The sequence below is a fragment of the Cellulomonas sp. P4_B5_2 genome (genome assembly GCF_056402235.1).
Genome location: NZ_JBFUHU010000305.1, coordinates 1 through 4566, shown reverse-complemented (window position 1 = coordinate 4566; position 4566 = coordinate 1). Strand labels below are relative to the sequence as shown.

Genomic DNA, 4566 nt, shown 5'->3' with positions numbered 1-4566 from the left:
GCGTCGGGGGGCGGGCGCTCACCGGGCGGGGGGGGATCCCGTTCCGCAGTGGCTGCCGGCCGCCGACGTCCCGCCCACTCGTGCGCGGGCGGGACGTCGGGGTGCGCAGTCAGACGGCGGGGAGGGGTTCCAGCTCGTCGGTGGGCTGCGCGCTGCGGCGGGCACGGACATCCTCCAGGGAGGTGCCGTAGTAGGCCGCTGTCATCAGGTCCTTCATGTCGTCGATCATCGGCATGCGGGGGTTCGCGGGGGCGCACTGGTCCTCGTAGGCACCCATCGCCACCTCGTCGAGGCGCGAGATGAACTCGTGCTCCGACACGCCCTGCGCCTGGAACGACGCCGGGATGCCGACCTTCGCCCGCAGCGACTCGACGGCCAGCGCGTAGGACTCGACGCCCTCGGCGGGGGTGGCCGCCGGCAGCCCGAGCATCGCGGCGAGCTGCTGGAACCGCTCGGGTGCCACGTAGTGCTCGTACTTGGGCCAGCTGGTGAGCTTGGTGGGCACCGTGCCGTTGTAGCGGATGACGTGCGGCAGCAGGGTCGCGTTCGTGCGGCCGTGCACCAGGTGGTGGGTCGAGCCGACCACGTGGGCCATGGCGTGCACGATCCCCAGGAACGAGTTCCCGAAGGCCATGCCGGCGATCGTGCCCGCGTTGTGCATCGACTCCCGGGCGTCCTGCGTGGCCGGGTCGGTCGGGTCGCCGTTCACGGACGCCGCGAGGTTCTCGAAGATGAGGCGGACAGCCTGCATCGCCATGCCGTCGGTGAAGTCGTTGGCGTAGACGCTGACGTACGCCTCGGTGGCGTGCGTGAGGGCGTCGAAGCCGGAGTCCGCCGCGAGCGAGGGCGGCATCTTCGACGTGAGGATCGGGTCGATGATGGCGACCGACGGGGTCAGCGCGTAGTCGGCCAGCGGGTACTTCTTGCCGGCGTCCGGGTCGCTGATGACCGCGAACGGCGTGACCTCGGCGCCCGTGCCGGACGTCGTCGGGATGCACACCAGCTGCGCGAGCTCGCCCAGGACGGGGAACTTGAACGCACGCTTGCGGACGTCGAAGAACTTCTGCTTCAGGTCGGAGAACTGGATCTCCGGGTGCTCGTAGAGCAGCCACATGACCTTGGCGGCGTCCATGGGCGAGCCACCACCGAGCGCGATGATCGTGTCCGGCTTGAAGTGACGCATCTGCGCGGCGCCGGCCTGGACCGTCTTCACGGAGGGCTCGGGCTCGACCTGGTCGATGATCTGCAGCGCGACCTTGTTCATCCGTCGGCCGAGCACGTCGATGATCTTGTCGACGAAGCCGAGGGTGGTCATGGTCGCGTCGGTGACGATGGTGACGCGCTCGACGTCGGGCATGTCGGCCAGGTAGCGGATCGCGTTCGGCTCGAAGTACGTCTTGGCCGGAACCTTGAACCACTGCAGGTTGTTGTTGCGCCGGCCGATCCGCTTGATGTTCACCAGGTTGACCGCCGAGACGTTGTTGGACACGGAGTTGGAGCCGTACGAACCGCAGCCGAGCGTCAGCGACGGGATGAACGCGTTGTAGATGTCGCCGATCCCGCCCAGCGAGGAGGGCGCGTTGGCGATGACCCGGACAGCCTTGACGCGGCTGCCGAACTCCTCGGTCAGGGCGTCGTTCTGGGTGTGGATGGCCGCGGAGTGACCGAGACCGTCGAACTCCACCATCTGCTCGGCCAGCGTGATGCCGTGCTCGGTGGACTCGGCGCGCAGGACCGCGAGCACCGGGGCGAGCTTCTCGCGCGTCAGCGGCTCGTGCGGGCCGACGCTGCTGACCTCGGCGAGGATGATCGAGGTGTCGGCAGGAACAGTGAAGCCGGCCTTCTCGGCGATCCACTGGGGGCTCTGGCCGACGACCGAGGCGTTGAGCTTCGCGTCCGCGCAGTTCTTGCCGTCGGCCTCGACACCGAAGATGAAGTTCTCCAGGAGGGCCTTCTCCGCGGCGTTCGCCCGGTAGGCGTGCAGGATGGCGAACTCGGCCATGGCGGCGTCGTAGATGACGTCGTCCAGGATCACCGCCTGCTCAGAGGCGCACACCATGCCGTTGTCGAATGCCTTCGACAGGACGACGTCGTTGACCGCTCGCTTGAGCTTCGCGGTCTTCTCGATGTACGCGGGAACGTTGCCCGCCCCGACGCCGAGCGCTGGCTTGCCGCACGAGTAGGCCGCGCGGACCATCGCGTTGCCGCCCGTCGCGAGGATGAGCGCGACGCCGGGGTGGTTCATGAGGGTGTTCGTCGCCGTGATCGACGGCGACTCCACCCACTGGATGCAGTGCTCGGGCGCACCCGCTGCTACTGCGGCATCGCGGACCACGCGAGCGGCGGCGACGGACGAGGCCTGCGCGCTGGGGTGGAAGGCGAACACGATGGGGTTGCGCGTCTTCAGCGCGATGAGGGACTTGAAGATCGTCGTGGAGGTCGGGTTGGTCACCGGGGTGACGCCACAGATGACCCCGACGGGCTCCGCGATCTCGGTGATGCCGGTCAGCTCGTCGTGGCTGATGACGCCGACCGACTTGAGCGTGGACATCGAGTTGGTGACGTGCTCGCACGCGAAGATGTTCTTGACGGCCTTGTCCTCGAAGACGCCGCGGCTGGTCTCCTTGACCGCGAGGAGCGCGAGCTCCCCGTGCTTGTCCAGGGCGGCGACGGACGCCTTCTTCACCAGGTGGTCGACGTCCGCCTGAGTGAAGCGGGCGTACTCGTCGAGGGCTTTGCTGGCGTTCGCCACCAGCTGGTCGATCGCAGTGTCGGGCTTGGTCACGGTCACCGTTCAACTCCTAGTCGAGGCCGGTCAGGGCCGCTCTGCGACCCTCTGCCTACGACGCTACGGAACCGACATGCCCGATGAATGGGCCGAACGTCTCAGGTTGGCCGCACGCGAGTGAGCCATGACGACGCGAGGCTCTCGTCCTCCAGGTCCAGCTCGCGCATCATCCGCCGCATGACCGCCTCGTCCAGGTCACCGGAGTCCCGCCGGTCCATCAGCACCTCCCGCTGCGCGGCGACGATCTCCCGGCGAAGCCGCTGGGTGCGCATTCCCTCTTCCGCGGAGAGACGGCGCGAGGGCCCGGTGCCGTCCGGCCGGTCGGGCACGCGCTCGTCGGCGGAGTCCGGGTCGAGCAGGCCGGCCGCTGCCGTGGCCCGCGCGCGCCAGACGCCGGACAGCCGGTCGATGAGCTCGTCGGCGCGCTCTGCTCCGAGGTCCCGGCTCCAGTCGTCCCGCTGGCGCTCGAGCACGTCGTGCACCGCGTCGGCGGTCGCCACCCGGACCTCGGCCTCCTGCGCGGCATCGCTCGCGGTCTCGTCCGCCGAGCCGACGCCGAGCCGCGTGATGACCCACGGCAGCGACAGCCCCTGGACCAGCAGGGTGCCGATGGCGACGGTGTAGGCGGCGAGCAGGATGGTGGCCCGCTCGGGGAACGGTGCGCCCGCGCTGGTCACCGGGATCGCGGCGGCCGCCGCCAGCGTCACGACGCCGCGCATCCCGGCCCACGACACCACGGCGGACTCGCGCGCGGACAGCGAGTCCTGGGGTGGTCGGTGGCTCCCGCGCATGCGCAGGTGGTCGAACCGCGCGGTGCCGAAGATGTACACCGGCCGCACCAGGACGGCGACGAGCAGGACCACCAGCGAGACCAGCACGCCGTGGCGCAGGCCCTGGTCGGAGGCGATGACGTCGCGCACCACCCACGGCAGCTGCATGCCGATGAGCGCGAACGTGAACGCCTCGAGCAGCAGGTCGACGGTGGACCAGATCGGTTCCTCGTAGAGCCGCGTCGCGTAGCCGGCCCGCGGCGAGGTGTGCCCGAGGTACAGCCCCGCCGCGACGACGGCGAGCACCCCGGAGCCCGCGATCTCCTCGGCCGACCAGTACGCCGCGAACGGGGTCAGCAGCCCGATCGCGGACGCGACCACCGGGTCGTCCAGCCGCAGCCGGACCGCGTGCACCACCCAGCCGATCACCAGCCCGACCGCGACGCCGACCCCGACGGCGAGCGCGAACGTGACCAGCCCGTCGGCGAACGCCCACGCGCCGGTGGCCACGCCGGCGAGGGCCACCTTGTAGAGGGTCAGCGACGTGGCGTCGTTGATCAGGCTCTCGCCGGACAGCAGGGTCATCACGCGGCGGGGAAGGCCGAGCCGCTTGCCGACGGCGGCCGCGGCCACCGCGTCCGGCGGCGCCACGACAGCGCCCAGGACGAGCGCGGCCGCGAACGGGACGGACGGCTCCAGCGACCAGAACACCAGCGCGACGGCGACCGCGCTGACCAGCACGAGCCCCACGCCGAGCCGGGTGATCGAGTTCAGCGACGTCCGGAAGTCGCGGTACGAGCTGGAGAGCGCGGCGGAGTACAGCAGCGGCGGGAGGACGAACTCGAGCAGGACGTGCGAGTCGATCTCGAACCGCGGCACGCCTGGCACGAACGACACCACGATGGCGACGGCGACGAGCACCAGCGGCGCCGGCCACCCCCTCCTGCGGCACACCGCGGTGACCGCGACAGCCCCGGCGACCAGCAGGAAGACGTGCACGTGCTGCAC

2 protein-coding genes are annotated in these 4566 nt (G+C 70.3%); both read right to left on the bottom strand.

Translation table 11 applies throughout. The features are described 5' to 3' along the window. Window positions 1-109 precede the first annotated feature (109 nt). Entirely contained in the window at window positions 110-2791 is a 2682-nt protein-coding gene (gene adhE, locus AC1DUQ_RS18070; protein WP_477060350.1) for a bifunctional acetaldehyde-CoA/alcohol dehydrogenase, read from the bottom strand. 95 nt (window positions 2792-2886) lie between these two features. Further along, window positions 2887-4566, bottom strand: a 1680-nt coding sequence (locus tag AC1DUQ_RS18065; RefSeq protein ID WP_477074275.1) for a cation:proton antiporter, incomplete at its 5' end; no start/stop codon positions are given.